The following is a 19,318-nucleotide window of genomic DNA, read 5'->3' on the forward strand; positions in this document are numbered from 1 at the left end:
GACGGCTACCGTGACCGCGGTCACTGTTTCGTACATTTCGTTCACCGGGAGGATGCGTGCGGTTCGGACGGCGGCGCGGCATGACGCTGGCCGGCCAGGTGTTCGTGGTGCAGAGCGCGGTGCTGCTGGCGGTGCTCGCGATCGGCACCGCGCTGGTGGTGTGGGAGGTGCGGCGCGAGGAGGACGACGCGGCCCGGCAGCGCGTCGTCGGAGTGGCGGTGGCGCTGGCGCAGGCGCCCTCGACCGCGGCGGCCGTGCGATCCCCCGACCCGACCGCGCTGCTGCAACCGGTGACCGAGCGCATCCGCGTGCGGACCGGCGTGGACTTCGTCGTGGTGATGGCGCCCGACCGCACCCGCTTCACCCACACCGATCCCGGTCGCATCGGAAAACCGTTCAGCGGCACCATCGATCGCGCGCTGGCGGGCGAGACGTTCACCGAGACCTATACCGGCAGCCTGGGCCCCTCCATTCGCGCGGTCACCCCGGTGTCCGGCGCGGACGGCCGGGTCGCGGCGCTGGTGTCGGTCGGTGTCACCCGCGCGGTCGTCGGCGATCAGGCGCTGGAGCAGCTGCCGGTGATCCTCGGCGCGGCCGGGGCCGGTCTGCTGCTGGCGCTGCTGGGCGCGATGCTGCTGCGGCGCAGGCTGTTACGGCAGACCCACGGCCTGGCCCCCGCCGAACTGCGCGCCCTCTACGAGCATCACGACGCGGTGCTGCACTCGGTGCACGAGGGCCTGGTGGTGTTCGACCGGGACGCCGAGGTGGCCGCCGTGGTCAACGACGAGGCCCGCCGCCTGCTGCGCCTGCCCGACGGCCCGGTGCGCCGCGCCGATCTGCCGGTCTCGCTGCGCACGCTCGACCCGGTGGTGATCCGCGACGAGATGCACGTGACCACCGAGCGGGTGCTGGTGGTGAATCAGGACGTCGTCACCTGGTCGGGCCGCCCGCTGGGGACCGTGCTCACCGTGCGCGATCACACCGAATTACGGGACATGATGGGCGAATTGGATTCGATGCGCGGCCTGGCCGACTCGCTGCGCGCCCAGGCGCACGAGGCCGCCAACCGGCTGCACACCGTGATCACCATGGTGGAGCTGGGAAACTACGCCGACGCCGTGGAATTCGCGACCGCCGAACTGCAGCTGTCGCAGTCGCTCATCGACCGGCTCACCGGCGCCGTGCAGGAGCCCGCGCTGGCGGCGCTGCTGCTCGGCAAGGTGGACCAGGCCATGGAGCGCGGGGTGGAGCTGACCGTCGACGCCGAGGTCGACACCCTCGCGCCGCTGACCGCGCCCGAAATGATCACGCTGGTCGGCAATCTCGTCGACAACGCCCTCGACGCGGTGGCGCGAACCGCGGACGCCTGGGTGGAAGTGACGGTGCGCCACGATGACTCGGAGCTGTACCTGCGGGTCGCCGACAGCGGGCCGGGGATGTCGGCGGAGGCGTTCGCCCGCGCCATGGAGCGCGGCTATTCGACCAAGACCGACCACCACGGCCTCGGGCTGGCGCTGGTGCGGCGGCTGGTGGCCCGTTACGGCGGCACCCTGCGCGCCGAGCGGACGCCGGAATCGGCCGTGGTGGTGCGGATTCCGGTGCCCGGCGGGCGGCCGCGGTGATCCGGGTGCTGATCGTGGAGGACGACCCACGCATCGCGCGGGCACACCGGTCCTATGTGGCGCGGGTGGCCGGGTTCGAACCGGCGGCGGTCGCGCACACCGGTCGCGAGGCGCTGCGCGCGGCGGCGCGGGCGGCGGAGTCCGGCGCGCCGATCGATCTGGTGCTGCTGGATCTGGGCCTGCCCGATATGAGCGGCCTGGAGGTGACCGCGGCGCTGGCGCGGTCACGCCCCCGGCCCGACATCATCGCCATCACCTCCGCGCGCGAGCTGGCGATGGTGCGGGCCGCCGTCGCGCACGGGGTGGCGCTGTATCTGTTGAAGCCGTTCACCTTCGCGGCCTTCCGCGATCGGCTGGAGCGGTATCTGGAGTTCCGGGCGGCGCTGCCGTCGGGCGAGGCGGCCGTGACCCAGCTCGATATCGATCGGGCGTTCGGCGCGCTGCGTAACCCCGGGCGCGCCGCGGCGACGCCGAAAGGCATTGCCCCGCAGACCCTCGAGGAGATCTCCCGGGTGGTACGGGAGGCCGAGGCGGGGCTGTCCGCCACGGAAACCGGTCGGGCGGTAGGAGTTTCCCGGGTGACGGCGTGGCGGTATCTGGAGCGGCTGGCCGAGGACGGGGTGGTGGACCGGCGCACCGACTACGGCCGCGCGGGCCGCCCGCAGGTGCGCTACGTGTGGCGCAGGTGATTCGTGTCCGTAACGTGCTGTGTTGTATAACAATTGCGCCGGACCCCGATCGGGATGCTCGGCGGCAACTGGACGGGTAAGCATCTGTCCGGCGATCGGTGCGGCGGGCGGCGTCACGGCGGGCCCGCGGACGGCTCCGATGTTTGCCTGGCGTGTGCGGTGATGGCAGTCACATGTGGAGGAGCTTAAAAGTGTACCTAGAGGGATGTAACGGTCGCCACGTTTGAGCGGGTAGGTCCACTGTAACGCGCGTAAAGTCTGTACATATCTACTGGCAATTGATCCAGGGTATTTTTTTAGCGGGGCAAACGTGCAAACGGTCGGCAATCGCTCGGGTTCGCCTGATCCGAAACGGCACCTGTGGGTGCTGGGGTTGATAGCTCCGGGTTGTGCGCTATTGCCCTCGCAGCTGGTGCTGCACACCGGATTCCCGGTGTTCTGGTGGATCGGCCCCATCATCGTGCTGATCGTGATCCCGGTGCTGGACTGGGTGGTGGGCGAGGACGGCAGCAATCCCCGCGACGAGGACTACGAACTGCTCTCCGGCGACCGCTACTACCGGTGGTGCACCTACATGTTCCTGCCGATCCAGTTGGCGGGGTTGTGGATTGCGGCGTACATGTGGTCCGGCGACGAGCTGACCGCGGTCGACAAGCTGGGGCTGGCCGCCACGCTGGGTTTCGTCAGCGGCATCGGCATCAACGCCGCGCACGAGCTGGGGCACCGGGCCGAGCACATGGAGCGCTGGCTGGCGAAAATCGCGCTGGCGCAATCGGGTTACGGGCACTTCTACGTGGAACACAACAAGGGCCACCACGCCCGGGTGGCGACGCCGGAGGATCCGGCGAGCGCCCGGCTCGGCGAGTCGCTGTGGGAGTTCCTGCCCCGCAGCGTGTTCGGCGGCTTCCGCTCCGCGCTGCGCCTGGAGCGAGATCGCCTGCGGCGCAAGAACTCGGGCTGGTGGACCGTGCACAACAACATCCTGCAGGCGTGGGCGATGACGGCGGTGCTGTACGCGGCGCTGCTGGTGGCGTTCGGGCCGACGATGCTGCCGTATCTGCTGCTGCAGGCCGTCATCGGCGCGGGACTGCTGGAGACGGTCAACTACGTCGAGCACTACGGTCTGCTGCGGGGCAAGCGCCGCAACGGATCGTGGGCGCGCTGCTCGCCCGCCGACAGCTGGAACAGCGACCGGCTGGTGACCAACATCTTCCTGTTCCATCTGCAGCGGCACAGCGATCACCACGCCAATCCGGGACGCCGGTACCAGACGCTGCGCAGCTCGCAGGAGGCCCCGCAGCTCCCCGCGGGGTACGCCACCATGATCCTGTTCGCCATCGTGCCGCCGGTGTGGCGGGCCGTCATGGACCGCCGCGTGCTCGCGCACTACCGCGGCGATGTCACCCGCGCCAATATCGCTCCCCGCAAACGGCAACGCATCCTGGCGGCCTACGGTAGCGCCGCGACCGCGTGACCGTCGGGCACTCCTGCCCCTCGTAGTGCAGGATGTTCCTCGAGGATGCAAGGGGCTGGTCCGTAACCACGACGGTTTGCGGCGCGCATTAAATGCAGCACTATGCGTACCGTGTACGCACGACTCGTATTAGTCTCTTGTGCGTAACGCCGACCAGGAGAGGCTGATGACGACCGCAGTGAGCAGCAAGACGACTGCCGACCACCGCAACGGTATCGATTACAAGGTGGCGGACCTGTCGCTGGCCGAGTTCGGCCGCAAGGAGATTCGACTTGCCGAGCACGAGATGCCCGGCCTCATGGCGCTACGCCGCGAATACGCGGAGGTACAGCCGCTGAAGGGCGCCCGGATCTCGGGCTCCCTGCACATGACGGTGCAGACCGCGGTGCTCATCGAGACCCTGGTGTCGCTGGGCGCGCAGGTCCGCTGGGCATCGTGCAACATCTTCTCCACCCAGGACCACGCCGCCGCCGCGGTCGTCGTCGGGCCGCACGGCACCGTGGACGAGCCCAAGGGCGTGTCGGTCTTCGCCTGGAAGGGCGAGACCCTCGAGGAGTACTGGTGGGCCGCCGAGCAGATGCTGCGCTGGCCCGGCGAGCCGGCCAACATGATCCTCGACGACGGCGGCGACGCCACCATGCTGGTGCTGCGCGGCGCCCAGTTCGAGAAGGCGGGCCTGGTGCCGCCGGAGGACGAGGACCACTCCGCCGAGTACAAGGTCTTCCTGAACCTGCTGCGGCGCAGCCTCGAGGCCGACAAGACCACGTGGACCCGGATCGCGGAGTCGGTGCGGGGCGTCACCGAGGAGACCACCACGGGCGTGCTGCGCCTGTACCAGTTCGCGGCGGCCGGTGAGCTCGCCTTCCCGGCGATCAACGTGAACGACTCGGTCACCAAGAGCAAGTTCGACAACAAGTACGGCACCCGCCACTCGCTGATCGACGGCATCAACCGCGGCACCGACGTGCTGATCGGCGGCAAGAAGGTGCTGATCTGCGGCTACGGCGACGTGGGCAAGGGCTGCGCGGAGTCGCTGGCCGGCCAGGGCGCCCGCGTGCAGGTCACCGAGGTGGACCCGATCAACGCCCTGCAGGCGCTGATGGACGGCTTCGACGTGGTCACCGTGGAGCAGGCCATCGGCGACGCGGACATCGTGGTGACCGCGACCGGCAACAAGGACATCATCCGGCTCGACCACATGAAGGCGATGAAGGACCAGGCCATCCTGGGCAACATCGGCCACTTCGACAACGAGATCGACATGGCCGGCCTGGAGCGCTCGGGCGCCACCCGCACGACCATCAAGCCCCAGGTCGACCTGTGGACCTTCAAGGACTCGGGTAAGTCCATCCTGGTCCTGTCCGAGGGCCGCCTGCTGAACCTCGGCAACGCCACCGGCCATCCCTCCTTCGTCATGTCCAACAGCTTCTCCAACCAGGTGATCGCCCAGATCGAACTGTGGACCAAGCCCGAGGAATACGACAACGAGGTCTACCGCCTCCCCAAGGTCCTCGACGAAAAGGTGGCCCGAATCCACGTCCAGGCCCTCGGCGGAACACTGACCAAGCTCACCAAGGACCAGGCCGAGTACATCGGCGTGGACGTGGAGGGGCCGTTCAAGCCTGAGCACTACCGGTACTGAGAGATCCTTGATGCGCGGCCCCAGGGGGCCGCGCATCAAGGAAATCGAATTGGCCCGGCCGTGCTTCTTGTAGGTGTGGCGGTGCTTCTTGTCGGCCCGGCCGTGCTTCTTGTAGGTGTGGCCGTGCTTCTTGTCGACTTGGCCGTCTTCTCGTTGCGCGGCTTGTGGATTCCTCGTTGCTCCGGCCCCCTAGGGCCGGAGCAACGAGGTCTGGGGCCGACCGCATCCGGAGGGCGGGGCAGTCTTCCCTGTCGCCCCGGCCCCCAGGGCCGGGGCGACAGGGGTCTTCGGGGCGGCAGGCGTTACTCTCTGCGCATGGGCGCGTTGGTGGCGATCGAGGGGCTGGATGGGGCCGGGAAGCGGACGTTGATCGAGGCCGTCGGTGGGGAGCTGCGGGGGCAGGGAGTGCGGGTGGGGAGTCTGGCGTTTCCGCGGTATGGGCGGTCGGTGCATGCGGATCTGGCGGCGGAGGCGTTGCGGGGGCAGCATGGGGATCTGGCGGGGTCGGTGAATGCGATGGCGTTGCTGTTCGCGCTGGATCGCGCCGATGCGCGCGGGGAGTTGGCGAAGCTGTTGGCGGACAACGACATTGTGCTGCTCGATCGCTATGTCGCGTCGAATGTGGCCTACAACGCGGCGCGGACCGACCAGTCCGCGAGCGGGGAAATTGCTTCGTGGGTGGCGGAATTGGAATTCGGCAGGTTCGAATTACCGGTACCCGACGTACACGTACTGCTGGACGTGCCAACGGAACTCGCGGCGCAACGCGCCCGTCGCCGCGGCGAACTCGACGCCGCTCGCGCGCTGGATGCCTACGAGCGCGATACCGCTCTGCAACAACGCACCGCGGCGGTCTATCGTGAGTTGGCCGAAACACACTGGCACGGGACGTGGTGGAGCCATGCGCCGCATGACGATCCGGCAACACTCACCGCGCGCCTGGCGGAAAAGATTTCCCGATAGGGTTGGATGTGCGTCGGTAATGTACCAGTGTTGGCGTGGTTGCCCGTTCCGAGCCGGAGAGATGACAACATAGTAGTTATGAAGCCGAAGATTCTGGTCGTCGACGACGATATGGCGCTCGCGGAGATGCTCACGATCGTCTTGCGCGGCGAGGGTTTCGATCCCCACGTGGTCGGCGACGGCACGCAGGCGCTCACCGCTGTGCGGGAGTTGCGCCCGGATCTGGTGTTGCTGGATCTGATGCTGCCGGGCATGAACGGCATCGACGTGTGCCGGGTGCTACGCGCGGACTCCGGCGTGCCGATCGTGATGCTGACGGCGAAGACCGACACGGTCGACGTCGTGCTGGGCCTGGAGTCGGGCGCCGACGATTACATCGTCAAGCCGTTCAAGCCGAAGGAACTCGTCGCCCGGGTGCGCGCCCGCCTGCGCCGCACCGAGGAGGAGCCGGCCGAGTTGCTGTCCATCGCGGACATCGTCATCGACGTGCCCGCGCACAAGGTGACCCGCGGCGGTCAGCAGATCTCGCTGACGCCGTTGGAGTTCGACCTGCTGGTGGCGCTGGCGCGCAAGCCGCGTCAGGTGTTCACCCGCGAGGTACTGCTCGAGCAGGTGTGGGGTTACCGGCACGCGGCCGATACCCGGCTGGTCAATGTGCACGTGCAGCGGCTGCGCGCCAAGGTCGAGAAGGATCCGGAGAATCCTGAGATCGTGCTGACCGTCCGCGGCGTGGGTTACAAGGCCGGACCGCCGTGATCTCTCGCTCCAGAAGCCGCGCCGAGCGGCTGCTGGCGGCGATGGTGGCCTGGTTCAAGTCCGTCGGGGAATCGCTGGGCCACGTGTGGCGGCGTTCGCTCCAACTGCGCGTCGTCGTGTCCACGCTCACCCTGTCGCTGATCGTGATCACGATCCTCGGATTGGTGCTCACCGGTCAGATCACCGACCGTCTTCTGGAGGCCAAGACCGCTGCGGCGCTGGAGGAGATGAACCGCGCCCGCAGCACCTTCGAGAATCAGCTCAGCGGAGTACACGACGCCAGTACCCAGGCGCTCCGCCTGCAGGACGCGCTGCGGACGCTGCCGTCGGGCGGCAGTTCGCAATCCGGCGGCGCCGCCGGCAGTTACGAGGCCGCGGTGGCCATGGTCGGCGACAACCAGCAGGAACTCTCGGCGGGCCCGATTCAGGAGGTGCCCGCCGAACTGCGCCGGTTCGTGCAGCAGAACCAGATCAGCCAGCAGTTCGCCACGGTGTCGGACTCCGAGGGCTACCGCGGCCGGGTGTTGATCGTGGGCAGTCCCAGCGCCGAGGTGCCCACCCTGGAGATCTACCTGATCTTCCCGCTCACCAACGAGCAGCGCAGCCTGGGCCTGATGCGCGGCACCATGATGATCGGCGGCATCGTGCTGCTGGTCCTGCTCGCCGCGATCGCGGCCCTGGTCACGAGGCAGGTGGTGCTGCCGATCCGCTCGGCCGCCCGCATCGCCAGCCGCTTCGCCGACGGCCGCCTCAAGGAACGCATGCTGGTGCGCGGCGAGGACGACATGGCCAGGCTGGCCATGTCGTTCAATGAGATGGCCGAGAGCCTGTCCACGCAGATCACCCAGCTCGAGGAGTTCGGCAATCTGCAGCGCCGGTTCACCTCCGACGTCAGCCACGAGCTGCGCACCCCGCTGACGACCGTGCGCATGGCCGCCGATCTCATTCACGGCTCCAGCGACGAGCTGGATCCGGCCCTGGCCCGCAGCGCGGAGTTGCTGGTCACCGAGCTGGACCGCTTCGAGGGTCTGCTCAACGACCTGCTCGAGATCAGCCGCCACGACGCGGGCGTGGCCGAGCTGCAGGTGGAGTCGCTGGACGTGCGCATGTGCGCCCGGGCGGCCATCTCCACGGTCCGCCACCTGGCCAAGGAGTCCGGCGTCGAACTCGTCGTCGACCTGCCCGAGGAACCGCTGGTGGCCGAGGTGGACCCGCGCCGGGTGGAACGCGTGCTGCGCAACCTGCTCGCCAACGCCATCGACCACAGCGAGGGCAAGCCGGTCCTGATCCGGATGCGCGGCGACGCGGACGCCAACGCGGTCGCGATCGTGGTGCGCGATCAGGGCGTGGGCCTGCGGCCGGGCGAGGAGAAGCTGGTGTTCAACCGCTTCTGGCGCTCGGACCCCTCGCGCATGCGCCGCTCCGGCGGCACCGGCCTGGGCCTGTCGATCAGCGTCGAGGACGCCAACCTGCACGAGGGCAAGCTCGAGGCGTGGGGCGAACTCGGCGTCGGCGCCAGCTTCCGCCTCACCCTGCCGCTGAGCCGCGCCCGCAAGATGGGCCAGAGCCCGCTGTCGCTGGAACCGCCCAAGCGGCGCGTGGTCCAGTCGGTGGAATCGGCCGCGCCGCAGTCCGATTCGGCGGACACCGCGGACGGCGACACGGAATCGCCGGAGTCGGCGGACCCCGACGGGGCCGCGGACGCCCCGAAACCGCCTGCCACAGGCGAGAATTCACCCTCATCCTCGCGACCGCCGTCCGACGCCGGGAACGGCGCCGGCCCGGCCGACGACTCCGTACTCAGCGATTCCGGAGACGCGAAACCATGAGACTGCAGCGCGGATCGCAGCAACGGTGGCTGCGCACCCTCGGCGGCCTGGCCGTGGTCGGTGCCGTCCTGCTCAGCGGCTGCGCCAATCTGCCGGACTCCTCGGCCCCGCAGGCGCTGGGCACCATCGACCGCGAGCCGACGTCCACCACGCTGCCGCAACCGATCCAGGGTCGCGAGCCGGACCTGTTGCTCCGCGACTTCCTCCAGGCCACCGCCGATCCGACCAATCGGCATCAGGCCGCGCGCCAGTACCTTTCGCCCACCGCGGCGGTCACCTGGGACGACTCCGCCAGCACGACGATCGTGGAAAGCCCGGACACGCTGCGCGAGTCGCGGGCCGGGGACACCGCGACCTACAAGATCCGCGCCAACAAGGTCGGCGAGCTCGAGGCCGACGGCTCCTATCGCGCCGGACCGGCCGCCTCCAGCTTCGAGATCCGGGTCGAGATGGTCCGGGTCGGCGGCGAGTGGCGCATCGCCGATCCGCCGCCCGGCGTGATCGTGGTCAACACCGCCTTCGAGAAGACCTACCGGCGCTACCTGCTGTATTTCCCGAATGCCGCCGGTACCACCATGGTTCCGGACCTGCGCTGGATCTCCGAGCGCAAAGACCAACTCACGCAACGGTTGCTGAGCATGCTGTCGGAGGGACCGCAGCCCGCGCTCGTCCCGGCCGTGCACAATATGCTGTCCGGCCCGGTGACCCTGCGCGGCGGAATCACCAAGGTGAACGGCGACACCGGCGGTATCGGTGTCGGAGTGGGCGGGGTGCAGATCGACTTCGCGGGCGCCTCGACCCTGGATCAGCACGGCAAGGAGCTGCTGGCCGCGCAGGTCGTGCTCACCCTGGCCGGTGCGGACGTGCTGGGCCCGTACATGCTGCTGGCCGACGGCAAACCGCTCGACGAGCGGTTCACCAGCACCGGCTGGTCCTCGGCCGACGTCAACGCGCTGAGCCCGACCGCCAACGCGCACAACAGGATCGGCCTGCACGCGGTGCGCGACGGCGGCCTGGTGAAGGTGGACACCACCAAGAACGATATCGAGCCCACCCCGGGCTATTTCGGCTCCGCGCACAACCTGCAGTGGGTGGCGCTGTCGCAGGACGGTCAGCTGGTCGCCGCGGTCGCCGACAACGGCCAGCAGGGCGGCGATCCGTCCAAGACGCTGGTGATCGGCAGCTACGACGGCAGCAATGTCTTCTCCGTGGCGCAGGGCAACACCTTCACCCGCCCGTCCTGGACCGCCGACGGCAGCGCCGCCTGGACCGTCGTGGACGGCAACCGGGTGATCCGGGCCGGGCACGACCGCAACACCGGCAACGTCTCCGTGCAGGACGTCGATACCTCGGCCCTGTTCGCGCCGCCCGCGGACCCCAACGATGCCACGCCGCGGCTGCCGATCACCGATCTGCGCATCGACCGCACGGGCGCGCGCGCCGCGTTCATCGCGGGCGGCAAGATCTATGCCGCCGTGGTGGTTCCGCAACCGGACGGAAAATACGCGCTCGCCTCGCCGCTGCCGGTCGTGGTCACGCTCAGCACGGCCGCGGTCTCGCTGGACTGGTACGGCGCCGATCGGATCATCTTCGCCCGGGAGGGCAATGTGGACCCCGTGCAGACGGTCTCCATCGACGGTTCCCATGTGGACCTGATGACCAGCCAGAACCTCACCGCGCCGGTCCGGATCGTGAGCGCCTCGCCCGACACCCTGTTCGTCGCGGACGCGCGCGCGGTGATGCAGCTGCAGTCCGCCGAGCCGAACAACGAGCGGATCTGGCGCGAGGTGTACGGCCTGGGCGCGAACGCCGTTCCGGTGTTACCGGGCTGATCGGCGGCGCATACTCAGCGCATGCTGCTGGAGCTGATCCTGCCGCAGGCGTGCGGGGGTTGCGGGGCGCCCGGGGCGAGCTGGTGCGCCGCATGCGCGGAAAGTGTTGCGGGCCCGCCGTTTCGGGTGCGCCCGCGGGTCGACCCCGGGGTGCCGTGCTGGGCGCTGTCCGGGTACGCGGGCCCGGCGCGGCGGGCGGTGGTGGCGGCCAAGGAGCACGGCCGTCGCGATCTGCTCGCACCGCTCGGCATGGCGCTGGCCAGGGGCCTGGATACCTTACGGGCGCGCGGGCGGCCGCTGCTGCTGGTGCCCGCGCCCACCCGGCGGGCGGCCGCGCGGCGGCGCGGGGGCGATCCGGTGGCCCGGGCGGCCCGGGTCGCCGCGAGTTGGCTGGAAGATTGCCAGAGTCATACGCTCTTGGCCGCCGGGCGCGGGGTTCGCGATTCGGTCGGATTGGACGCCGCCGCACGCCGGGACAATCTGCGTGGCCGAATCAGGCCACCGTCCGGTTCGCTGCCGGCGGCGGCCCGGGATCCGGATGCCGAAATAGTGCTGGTCGATGATGTCCTGACCACCGGCGTCACCGCGGACGAGTCGGTTCGCGCGCTCGCCGCGGCCGGGATGAGCGTCCGTGCCGTCATGGTGACTTGCGCCGCTTGAGTCGGCGAAATTTGCGTGAACACTGGCGGACACGTCGATCCCGTAATAGCGTTGCTGACAGAGCGATCTGACACCCGAACCCCAGAGTTTGGAGGTGGCGCCTCGGACGACTTCGTGCCGAGTATTCAGGCATCGATCCCGGCTCGGCACGTTTGATTCCCGCCGCACATGAATCGGTTGTGCGGCCAGATCCGGGAGGTACGCGTGACGACTTCACGACCTTCAGTGAAAGAAGCAGATCCCTCGGCGGGTTACGGCACGGTGGCGGTTTCCGCCGCTTCCGACCAGGCCGAGCAGCCTGCAGCGGACCGGCCCCGGGCGCCTCGCGCGGAAGTTGTGGTGAAAGGCCGCAATGTCGAGGTTCCCGATCATTTTCGGATTCACGTCGCGGAGAAGCTCTCCCGACTGGAGCGTTTCGATCCGTCGATCTATCTGTTCGACGTCGAACTATTTCACGAACGCAATCGTCGCCAGCGCAAGAGTTGCCAGCGGCTGGAGATCACCGTCCGGGGCAAGGGCCCGGTAGCGCGCGCCGAGGCGTGTGCCGACAGTTTCTACGGCGCATTGGAACTGGCCGTGCAGAAACTGGAGAGCCGCCTGCGCAGGACCAAGGACCGTCGGCGCGTCCACTACGGGGAGAAGACCCCCGTCTCCGTGGCCGAGGCGACGGCCGATCTCATCGACGATTCGCTCGCGGTGCACCCGAACGGTTCCGACGCACCTCACGACCACCGGTCGCAGGACTGGGAGTCGTCGGATTACAGCGGCCCCGGGCACATCGTGCGCACCAAGGTGCACCCGGCCAATCCCATGACGGTCGACGACGCCCTCTACCAGATGGAGCTCGTGGGCCACGACTTCTTTCTCTTCCAGGACAAGGAGACCGACCGACCGTCGGTCGTCTATCGTCGTCATGCCTTCGACTACGGCCTGATCCGGCTAGCGTAGGTAGGTAATTCCTCGTCCCGGCTCGACCGGGATCTCATTCTCGACCGGGGTTTCCCAGTGAGCCCCGGTCGTCTGATGCGCCCTCCGTATTTGTCTGTGACACGGTGTATCGCGTTTTTTCTGACCTTGCAGTAAGTTGGTGCCAGGCGGTTCCGTCGAAAGGAAGATCCCATGGCCACCAACGCTGTTCGCCGTGCGGTGATCGTCGCCGGGGCGCGGACGCCGTTCGTGCGGGCGTTCACCGATTACACCCGGATGGACTCCATCGACCTGGCCGGTACCGCGGCGGCCGGGCTGCTGGCGCGGACCGGGCTGCCGAAAGACCTGGTGCAGGCCATCGTGTGGGGCGGGGTGATCCTGCCCGGCGCCGCGCCCAATATCGCGCGCGAGATCGCGCTGGACCTGAAGCTCGACCCCGGCTGCGAGGGCTACACCGTGACCCGGGCCTGTGCCTCGGGCCTGCAGGCGGTGACCTCCGCCGCGGCCGCCATCGAGCGCGGCGAATACGACGTGATGATCGCCGGTGGCAGCGACTCGACCAGCAATGCCGAGGTCAAGCTGCCGCAGAAGGTGGTGCACGCGGCCGCCCCGCTGGCGCTGGGCAAGCCGAAGCCGAAGGACTATCTGTCGGCCATCGCGCAGCTGGCGCCGTTCACCGATATCCTGCCGCGCCGTCCCAAGATCGCCGAGCGCACCACCGGCGAGGTGATGGGGGAGTCCGCGGAGAAGATGGCCGGTATCCACGGCATCACCCGCGCCGCCCAGGACGAGTTCGCCGCGCGTTCGCACCACCGCGCCGCCGCGGCCATCGACTCCGGCCGATTCGACCGCGAGGTGCTGGAAGTCGTGACGCCGGAAGGGAAGTCGGTGACCCGCGACGGCCTGGTGCGGGCGAACACCAGCGTGGCGAAGCTGGCCGCGCTGCCGCCGGTGTTCGCCGAGAACGGCACGGTCACCGCCGGTAATGCCAGCCCGCTCACCGACGGCGCCGCCGCGGTGCTGCTGATGAGCGAGGAGAAGGCCCGCGCGCTGGGCCTCGAGCCGCTGGCCGCGGTCCGCTCCTGGAGCTATGTGAGCGTCGATCCCACCGATCAGGTGCTGATCGGCCCGGCGATCTCCATGCCGCGCGCCCTCGCCAAGGCCGGAATGTCGCTCGCCGACGTCGATTTCGTGGATATTCACGAGGCATTCGCCGCCCAGACGCTATCGGTGCTGTCGGCCCTCGCCAGCGACGAGTGGGCCCGGACCCGCCTGGACCGCGACACCGCCGTCGGCGAGATCGATCCCGCCATCCTCAACGTCCACGGCGGCTCGGTCTCCCTCGGCCACCCCTTCGGCGCCACCGGCGCCCGCATGGTCACCACCATGGCCAACGAACTGGCCCTCACCGGCAAAAGCACGGCGCTCCTGGGCATCTGCGCCGCGGGCGGCATCGGCGCCTCCGCCGTCCTGGAACGGGTCTGAGGGCCTTGCCGCGCTCACTCCATGGTCCCGGCGTGCCGCGCGCTTCGTGGTCCCGGCGCGCTTTTGGCCGGGACCTCTCGGTGGATTCCGGCCAAAAGCACGCCGGAATCAAGGGCTTCAGAAGGGCTGCGCGGAGCGATAGCGCTCCCAGTGAATGGCGGCATCCAGGGGGCGTCGGCTGCGCCAGCCGAAGCGTTCCAGGTCCGGTACCTCCTGGAGCTCGTGGACCGGGCCGACGCACAGCCAGGCGACGGGGCGCACGCCCGCCGGGAGTTCCAGCAGATCGGTGAGGAAGGGCTCGTCGTAGAAGCTCACCCAGCCGACGCCGACGCCCTCGGCGGTGGCGGCCAGCCACAGGTTCTGGATGGCGAGAATCGTGGAGTAGAGCCCGGTTTCGGGGACCGTGGCGCGGCCCAGCACCTGCGGCCCGCCGCGCTCGTCGGCATGGGTGACCACGATGCCGGTGCCGCTCTCGGTAATCCCCTCGATCTTGATCGGCTCGAAGGTGCGGGCCCGTTCCGGCGGCAGCGCGTCGTGGAACTCGATGCGCTTGTCGGCGACGTGCGCCGCGAACGCCGCCAGCGTCGCCGGATCGCGGACGATCACGAAATCCCACGGCTGGGAGTTACCGACGCTCGGCGCCCGATGCGCCGCATCGAGAATCCGCAACAGCGTCGCGTCCTCGACGATCTCCCCGCTGAACTCCGCGCGCACATCCCGCCGCCGCCGAATCACCTCGTACACACTGGGCTCGCTCACCACGGGGCCCAGTCAATCAGTTGCCACCGATCAGCCGACGGTGAGGGCCTCGCGGCGCGCGGCGAGGCGGCGGCGGCCCTGTTTCAGGGCCGTGCGCAGGCCGCGGCGGCGGCCGGTGCTCGGGTCGACGGTGCCGGTGCCGCCGAAGACGCGCTCGGAGCGGGTCTCCGGGGCGTCGTCGGTGGTGCGGCGCAGGTACTTGTTCGGCAGCGACAGCTTGATGATGGTGCGCCAGGACTTGGCGTACTGCACCGGCAGCGAGCCCGTGGTGTAGGGCAGGTCGTACTTGTCGCACATCTCCCGTACCCGGACCGCGATCTGAGCCAGGCGGTTGCTCGGCAGATCCGGGAACAGGTGGTGCTCGATCTGGTGCGACAGGTTGCCGGTCATGAAGTGCATGAGCGGGCCGCCGGAGATGTTGGCGCTGCCCAGCATCTGCCGCAGGTACCACTCGCTGTGGGTCTCGTTGTCGACGTCGAAGCGGGTGAACTTCTCGGCGCCGTCGGGGAAGTGGCCGCAGAAGATGACCGCGTTGGTCCACACGTTGCGAATGATGTTGGCCGCCAGGTTCGCCGTCAGCGTCGACAGGAACGACGGCCCGGTGAGCAGCGGGAACAGCACGTAGTCCTTGGCGACCTGCTTGCCCACCTTCTTCAGCACCGTGCGCCGGTCCTGCTCGAACTGCTTGCGCTCGGGGCTGTCGGCGGCCCACTTCTTCTTGGCGAGCTTGCCGAGCTCCAGATGCTGAACGGCCACACCGTACTCGAAGAACATCTGCAGCAGCAGGTTGTACACCGGCTGGCCCAGGTAGAACGGCGACCAGCGCTGGTCGCGGGTGACGCGCAGCAGGCCGTAGCCGATGTCGTCGTCCATGCCCAGCACGTTGGTGTACTTGTGGTGCAGGTAGTTGTGGGTGATCTTCCAGTGCTCGGACGGGCCGACGTTGTCCCACTCCCACGACGAGGAGTGGATCTCCGGATCGTTCATCCAGTCCCACTGCCCGTGCATGACATTGTGGCCGATCTCCATGTTCTCGATGATCTTGGCCGTGGACAGCAGCGCCACACCGGCCAGCCAGGCCGGCGGTAGGAAGCTGGCGAACAGCACCGCGCGGCCGCTGATCTCGAGGCCGCGCTGCAGCCGGATCACGTTGCGGATGTACTTCGCGTCGCGTTCCCCGCGGGACTCCTCGATCTCGCGGCGGATCGCATCCAGCTCCGCGCCGATCGCTTCCACATCTTCGGGGGTGAGGTGGGCGTATTCCTTGACATCCGAGATCGCCATGGCGGTTACAGTACCGTAAGTTACGGCTCCGTAGGTTGCCTGTGGATTGATTCACAAATGTGGTGTACGCCGCATTGTGATCGTTACCGGTTTATGCTGCGTTACTCCCCGAGGCGTCGCGACCGCTGCCGCCGCCGCACCCGCCACAGCGCCCGCTCGCGCAATGCTCGCCGCCGCAGCACCTGCCCCTCCTCGCGGGCCCTGTCCTGCAGCGCCGCGCTCGCCTCGCGCAGCACCTCCCGCTCGGCCTGGGCCTTCACCCGCAGCGCCGCGCGGGCCTCGCGCAGCGCCTCCTGTTCGGCGCGGGCCTTCTCGCGCAGCGCCACCTTGGCCTCGGCCAGCGCCGAGCGCAGCCCGCGGTGGCGGCCGTCGGCGCCGGGCAGCGCCGGGACGAGCCCGCTGAACTTGCGCTCCGAGGAGGTCTCCGGGGCGTCGTCGGCCGTGCGGCGCAGGAACCGGTCCGGCAGCGCCAGCTTGTGAATGGTCCGGAACGCCAGCAGGTACTGCTTGCCCAGCGACCCGGTGGTGTAGGGCAGGTCGTACTTGTCGCACAGCTCCCGCACCTTGACCGCGATCTCCGGATACCGGTTGCTGGGAATGTCCGGGAACAGGTGGTGCTCGATCTGGTAGCAGAGATTGCCGCTCAGGAACGCCATCGCCGGGCCCGCCTGGAAATTGGCGCTGCCCAGCATCTGCCGCAGATACCATTCGCCGCGCGTCTCGGTGGCGAACTGCTCCTCGGTGAATTTCTCGGCGCCGTCCGGGAAATGGCCGCAGAAGATCACCGCGTAGGCCCACAGGTTGCGAACCAGATTCGCCGTGGCGTTCGCCTTCAGCGTCTGCTTCCAGGCCGGGCCGGTGAGCAGCGGGTAGATCAGGAAATCCTTGGCCACCTGCCGACCGGCCTTGCGGAAGAAGCTCTTGTTGGGCTCGGACAGCACCTGGGTGCGTGGCACGTCGAGCTGCGCCTTCTCGGCCGACAGGTCGTGCAGGGCGATGCCCCACTCGAAGGTCGCGGCGAGGACGAGGTTGGCGAGCGGCTGGACCAGGTGGATCGGCCGCCACTGCTCGTCGCGGGTCATCCGCAGGATGCCGAAGCCCAGATCCTCGTCCTTGCCCAGCACGTTGGTGTAGGTGTGGTGGGAGTAGTTGTGCGCGCGCTTCCACTGGCCGGACGTTCCGGTCATATCCCACTCCCAGGTGGAGGAGTGGATCTCCGGATCGTTCATCCAATCCCATTGCCCGTGGCTGATGTTGTGCCCGAGCTCCATGTTCTCGATGATCTTGGCGACCGAGAGCATGCCGGTGCCGGCCAACCAGGCCCAGCGATTGCGGCTCGCCGCCAGCGTCACGCGCGCGACGGCCTCCAGCGTGCGCTGGGCGCGGATCGTGCGCCGGATGTAGTTCGCGTCGCGTTCGCCGAGCGAGAGCTCCACGTCGCGGCGGACCGCGTCGAGTTCCTGTCCCAGGGTTTCGATGTCGGCCGCGGTCAGATGCGCGAACGCCTTGATGTCAGTGATGGCCACGGTGGATGACTGCCTCGCTTCGACGAACCGGATCGAGCCGGATACCGACGAGGGTATCCGCTCCCGATGAATAGGCGCTCACACCTCGAGCGAGCAGTCGCCCGCGGCGGCGGAGATGCAGGTCTGGACCTTCTCCCCGGCCTGGTGTTCCACCCCGTTGCGCAGGTCGCGCACGTGCCCGTCGGTGATGGTGACCACACAGGTCTGGCAGATGCCCATCCGGCAGCCGAACGGCATCTGCACGCCCGCGCCCTCACCGGCCTGTAGCAGGCTGGTGGCGCCGTCCACCGCGACGCTGCGTCCGGTGCGGACGAAGGTCACGGTGCCGCCCTCCCCGGCCGCCGAGCGCTCCACCTCGAACCGCTCGACGTGCAGCCGGTCGGACAGATCCGCTGCCGCCCAATGCTTTTCGATGTCGTCGAGCATGGCCAACGGACCGCACGCCCAGGTCTGGCGCTCGCGCCAGTCGGGGTAGAGGCCGTCCAGCGTGGCCAGGTCGAACTTGCCCTGCTCGCCGGTGAGATGCAGGTGCGAGACGAAGCTCGGATGCCGGTCGTGCAGGTCGGCCAGCTCGGCGGCGAACATCACGTCGTCGGCGGTGCGCGCGGAATGGATGTGCACCACGTCGGCGATGCCGTCGCGGCGGTCCATGGTGCGCAGCATGGCCATCACCGGCGTGATCCCGCTGCCCGCGGTGAGGAACAGGACCTTCGGCGGGGCGGGCTCGGGCAGCACGAAACCGCCCTGCGGCGCGGCCAGGCGCACCACGGTGCCCTCGGGCACGCCGTTGACCAGGTGGCTGGACAGGAAGCCCTCCGGCATCGCCTTGACCGCGATGGAGATCAGCCGCTCGGCGCGGTTGTCCGGATCGGTCCAGTCGGGGGGACAGGTCAGCGAGTAGGAGCGCCAGTGCCAGCGCCCGCCGACCAGCACGCCGATGCCGATGTACTGGCCCGGGGTGAACTTGAAGTCGAAGCCCCAGCCCGGCTTGATCACCAGCGTGACCGAATCGGCCGTCTCCGGGCGCACATCCACGATGCGCCCGCGCAGCTCGCGCGCCGACCACAGCGGATTGACCAGGTGCAGGTAATCGTCGGGCAGCAGCGGCGTGGTGATGCGGGCGGCGGCGCCGCGCAGCGCATCGAGCCGGGTCCGGCCGGCCGCCTTGGCCTCGGCGACCGGAGCCTCCAGCCATTCCCGGAACCCTTGTACCGATTTCAGGACCATTCTGCGGACGCTCATTTCCTCTGTTCACGCGCCTGGCGACGCACCCTTCGACAAAAGGTTACGGCATCGTAGGTTAGCGCGTCCGCCGCCGGGACCTCACAGCAGATCGAGCAGGAACGGCAGCTCCTGCGCGGCGTACCAGGCCAGCTGGTGGTCCTCGGCGTCGCCCAGCACGAATTCGGCGTCGGGGTCGCCCAGGTCGGCGGCGTCGACGACGTCCACGGCCTTGGCCACCTGCGGTTCGGCGTCGGCGAGGTCGACGTGCACCGAGGCGATCTGGTCGTAGGTGATCGGGGCCGACAGGCGCACCACCGCGTCGTCGAGGTCCGGGCGCAGGCTCGCGCCGGTGACGTCGGCGGCGATCACCGCGCGCCGGTACACCGGGCTCGAATACCCGTCGCCGGGGGCGGCATCGGCGTCCCCGGCGTCGTCGCCCTCGGACCGGAGCGCGGCGGCCTCGCGCTCGTCGGCGAGCAGTCGCAGCGCCGACCGGGCCGCCTCGCCCATCGCGACCTCGGCCAGCTCCTCGTCGTCGCCGGAGGCATACGCCTCCCGCAGCGTGGGGGTGACCGCGAACGCCGTGTCGTTGATCGCGCGCAGCTCCCGGTCGGCCACCAGCTGCCGCAGCATCGGAATGGTCGCC

General features: G+C 69.0%; 16 protein-coding genes. 11 read left to right on the forward strand and 5 right to left on the reverse strand.

Annotated elements, in window-relative coordinates; all coding sequences use genetic code 11:
• Positions 1-80 precede the first annotated feature (80 nt).
• The 11 genes from HPY32_RS27615 to HPY32_RS27665 all read left to right on the forward strand — a co-directional run bounded on the left by HPY32_RS27615 (position 81) and on the right by HPY32_RS27665 (position 13,879).
• Positions 81-1,622 (forward strand): sensor histidine kinase, encoded by a 1,542-nt coding sequence (locus HPY32_RS27615; RefSeq protein ID WP_067577132.1) that lies wholly within the window; start codon positions 81-83, stop codon positions 1,620-1,622.
• Entirely contained in the window at positions 1,619-2,311 is a 693-nt protein-coding gene (locus HPY32_RS27620) for a response regulator (RefSeq protein WP_067577134.1), read from the forward strand. Before HPY32_RS27615 ends, HPY32_RS27620 begins: the two co-directional genes overlap by 4 nt.
• A 397-nt stretch (positions 2,312-2,708) precedes the next feature.
• On the forward strand, positions 2,709-3,785 hold the full coding sequence (locus HPY32_RS27625) for an alkane 1-monooxygenase (RefSeq protein ID WP_231951261.1): 1,077 nt from the start codon (positions 2,709-2,711) through the stop codon (positions 3,783-3,785).
• Positions 3,786-3,951: 166 nt separating this feature from the next.
• Positions 3,952-5,427, forward strand: coding sequence for an adenosylhomocysteinase (gene ahcY / locus HPY32_RS27630; protein WP_067584100.1), 1,476 nt, complete (start codon positions 3,952-3,954; stop codon positions 5,425-5,427).
• Positions 5,428-5,742: 315 nt separating this feature from the next.
• Complete coding sequence (locus tag HPY32_RS27635) at positions 5,743-6,390, forward strand: dTMP kinase (protein ID WP_067577139.1); 648 nt, start codon at positions 5,743-5,745, stop codon at positions 6,388-6,390.
• A 78-nt stretch (positions 6,391-6,468) separates the two neighbouring features.
• The gene (gene mtrA, locus HPY32_RS27640) at positions 6,469-7,146 is read left to right on the forward strand and encodes an MtrAB system response regulator MtrA (protein WP_062507888.1); all 678 of its coding nucleotides are present in this window, start codon (positions 6,469-6,471) and stop codon (positions 7,144-7,146) included.
• Positions 7,147-7,187: 41 nt separating this feature from the next.
• Positions 7,188-8,975 (forward strand): MtrAB system histidine kinase MtrB, encoded by a 1,788-nt coding sequence (mtrB, locus tag HPY32_RS27645; protein WP_067584103.1) that lies wholly within the window; start codon positions 7,188-7,190, stop codon positions 8,973-8,975.
• Complete coding sequence (gene lpqB / locus HPY32_RS27650; RefSeq protein WP_067577141.1) at positions 8,972-10,807, forward strand: MtrAB system accessory lipoprotein LpqB; 1,836 nt, start codon at positions 8,972-8,974, stop codon at positions 10,805-10,807. Before mtrB ends, lpqB begins: the two co-directional genes overlap by 4 nt.
• Positions 10,808-10,828: 21 nt before the next feature.
• Positions 10,829-11,467, forward strand: a complete 639-nt coding sequence (locus HPY32_RS27655; protein ID WP_067577143.1) for a ComF family protein — start codon at positions 10,829-10,831, stop codon at positions 11,465-11,467.
• A 261-nt stretch (positions 11,468-11,728) separates the two neighbouring features.
• Complete coding sequence (gene hpf / locus HPY32_RS27660; protein ID WP_067577145.1) at positions 11,729-12,415, forward strand: ribosome hibernation-promoting factor, HPF/YfiA family; 687 nt, start codon at positions 11,729-11,731, stop codon at positions 12,413-12,415.
• Between the two features lie 171 nt (positions 12,416-12,586).
• Positions 12,587-13,879 (forward strand): acetyl-CoA C-acyltransferase, encoded by a 1,293-nt coding sequence (locus HPY32_RS27665; protein ID WP_067577146.1) that lies wholly within the window; start codon positions 12,587-12,589, stop codon positions 13,877-13,879.
• Between the two features lie 117 nt (positions 13,880-13,996).
• Here the strand turns inward: HPY32_RS27665 and bluB are convergent, their stop codons facing one another.
• The 5 genes from bluB to HPY32_RS27690 all read right to left on the reverse strand — a co-directional run bounded on the left by bluB (position 13,997) and on the right by HPY32_RS27690 (position 19,305).
• Complete coding sequence (gene bluB, locus HPY32_RS27670) at positions 13,997-14,638, reverse strand: 5,6-dimethylbenzimidazole synthase (RefSeq protein ID WP_067584106.1); 642 nt, start codon at positions 14,636-14,638, stop codon at positions 13,997-13,999.
• A gap of 30 nt (positions 14,639-14,668) precedes the next feature.
• A complete protein-coding gene (locus tag HPY32_RS27675; protein WP_067577148.1) occupies positions 14,669-15,922 on the reverse strand; it encodes a fatty acid desaturase family protein in 1,254 nt (417 codons plus the stop codon).
• Positions 15,923-16,023: 101 nt separating this feature from the next.
• Positions 16,024-17,448, reverse strand: a complete 1,425-nt coding sequence (locus HPY32_RS27680; protein ID WP_067577150.1) for a fatty acid desaturase — start codon at positions 17,446-17,448, stop codon at positions 16,024-16,026.
• 78 nt (positions 17,449-17,526) lie between these two features.
• The gene (locus HPY32_RS27685; protein WP_067584109.1) at positions 17,527-18,675 is read right to left on the reverse strand and encodes a ferredoxin reductase; all 1,149 of its coding nucleotides are present in this window, start codon (positions 18,673-18,675) and stop codon (positions 17,527-17,529) included.
• Between the two features lie 96 nt (positions 18,676-18,771).
• Entirely contained in the window at positions 18,772-19,305 is a 534-nt protein-coding gene (locus HPY32_RS27690; RefSeq protein ID WP_067577152.1) for a DUF6912 family protein, read from the reverse strand.
• Between the last annotated feature and the right edge of the window lie 13 nt (positions 19,306-19,318).

The sequence above is a fragment of the Nocardia terpenica genome (assembly GCF_013186535.1).
Taxonomy (GTDB): Bacteria; Actinomycetota; Actinomycetes; order Mycobacteriales; family Mycobacteriaceae; genus Nocardia; species Nocardia terpenica.